Annotated in this window: 2 protein-coding genes; one reads left to right on the top strand and one right to left on the bottom strand. The window is 74.6% G+C overall.

Translation table 11 applies throughout. The features are described 5' to 3' along the window. Positions 1-140: 140 nt before the first annotated feature. On the bottom strand, positions 141-602 hold the full coding sequence (locus tag HCJ92_RS24060) for a MarR family winged helix-turn-helix transcriptional regulator (protein WP_167935709.1): 462 nt from the start codon (positions 600-602) through the stop codon (positions 141-143). Between the two features lie 167 nt (positions 603-769). Between HCJ92_RS24060 and HCJ92_RS24055 the strand changes: the two genes are divergently transcribed. After that, positions 770-1,339, top strand: coding sequence for a DoxX family protein (locus tag HCJ92_RS24055; protein WP_420824772.1), 570 nt, complete (start codon positions 770-772; stop codon positions 1,337-1,339). The last annotated feature ends 88 nt before the right edge of the window (positions 1,340-1,427 follow it).

Below are 1,427 nucleotides of genomic sequence, written 5' to 3'. Positions count from 1 at the left end.
CCCCTGGGCCGGCCGCGGGCGCCCCGCGCGCGGGAGGGCCCGCCGGTGAGCCGTCGCCGGCCGGGGACGGCGACGGGGGCTGAGGGCGGCACGACCGGGCCGCGGCCCGGCGCGCGGCGGCACCGGTGGACGACCGGCGGTCAGTTCTCCTCGCGCAGACGGGCGTTGACGCTGTTCATCGCGTCGGTGACGGCTGCGAGCTGCTCCCGGTCGAGCAGGTCGATCAGGACGGCGCGTACCCGCTCCACGTGCCCGGGGGCGGCGGCGCGCAGCGCGTCCGTGCCGGCGGGGGTGATCCGGGCGGTGACGCCCCGGGTGTCGGTGGGGCAGGCGCCCCGGGTGACGAGTCCCCGCTTCTCCAGCTGCCCGACCTGGTAGGTCAGGCCGCTCTTGGAGGTGATGAGGGTGGTGGCGAGCTCGGTCATCCTGAGCCCGTCGGGCCCGGCATCCGTGAGTTTGATGAGGATCTCGTACTGCGGGTGGGAGAGCCCCGCCTCGTCGCGGAGCTGCGCCTCGACCTCCCGGAAGACGCGGTGGGTCGCCTCCAGGAAGGAGGTCCAGGCCGCCATCTCGCCGTCGTCGAGCCACCGGGTGTTCGCCATGGCACCATCCTACGGCGTTGTTCAAATTCGAACGATCCTGTACGCTCGGCGATCGAAGTTCCAATTTGAACGATATCGGTGTGTGAACGCATGCACCCGAAACGAACCACGGGCGGCGGTCGCCCGGCCGCGTCCCGCCGCCCCCTGCCCCCACCGGGAGATCACCCGTGACGACGACCACCACCACCAGCCCCGGCGCCCCCACCGACGCCGCGCCCCGGAACGGCGGCCCGCTCGGCGGTGCCACGCCTTCCGGGATCGACCTCGGCCTCCTCCTGCTGCGTGTCGGCGTCGGCCTCACGATGGCGGCGCACGGCGCGCAGAAGCTGTTCGGTTCCTTCGACGGCGGCGGTCTCGACGGCACCGGCGAGTTCTTCACCTTCCTCGGCTACCCGGCCGGCGAGACCATGGCGCTGGTCGCCGGGCTCGCGGAGTTCCTCGGCGGTCTCGGCCTGGTCCTCGGCCTGCTGACGCCGCTGGGCGCCGCCGCCGTCGTCGGCACACTCATCAACGCGCTGTTCTCCGCCCACGCCGAGGACGCCTGGATGGGCGGGTACGAACTGCCGCTGGTGCTGGCCGTCGCGGCGGCGGCCCTCGCCCTGACCGGGCCGGGTCGGTACGCGCTGGACCGGCTGCTGCCGGTGGCCGTGCTGCGCGAGTCCCGGCTCACCCACGGACTGGCCGCGCTCGGCCTCGCCGTGGTCTCCGCCGCCGTCGTGCTGCTGATCCGCAACTGACACGCCGACGGCGGCTCCCGTCACCGGACCGTGTCCGCGGGACACCCCGGCGGTTCCCGGCCCGCCGACGCGCCGGCCGGCCCGCCGA

It is taken from the genome of Streptomyces spiramenti, from assembly GCF_012034385.1.
Lineage (GTDB): Bacteria > Actinomycetota > Actinomycetes > Streptomycetales > Streptomycetaceae > Streptomyces > Streptomyces spiramenti.
The sequence above is the reverse complement of the archived record's forward strand: the minus strand, read 5'-3'. Positions and strand labels throughout refer to the sequence as shown.

Coding starts and splice junctions, on each gene's coding strand:
- HCJ92_RS24060 (WP_167935709.1), bottom strand. CDS start 602: ATGGCGAACACCCGGTGGCTCGACGACGGCGAGATGGCGGCCTGGACC.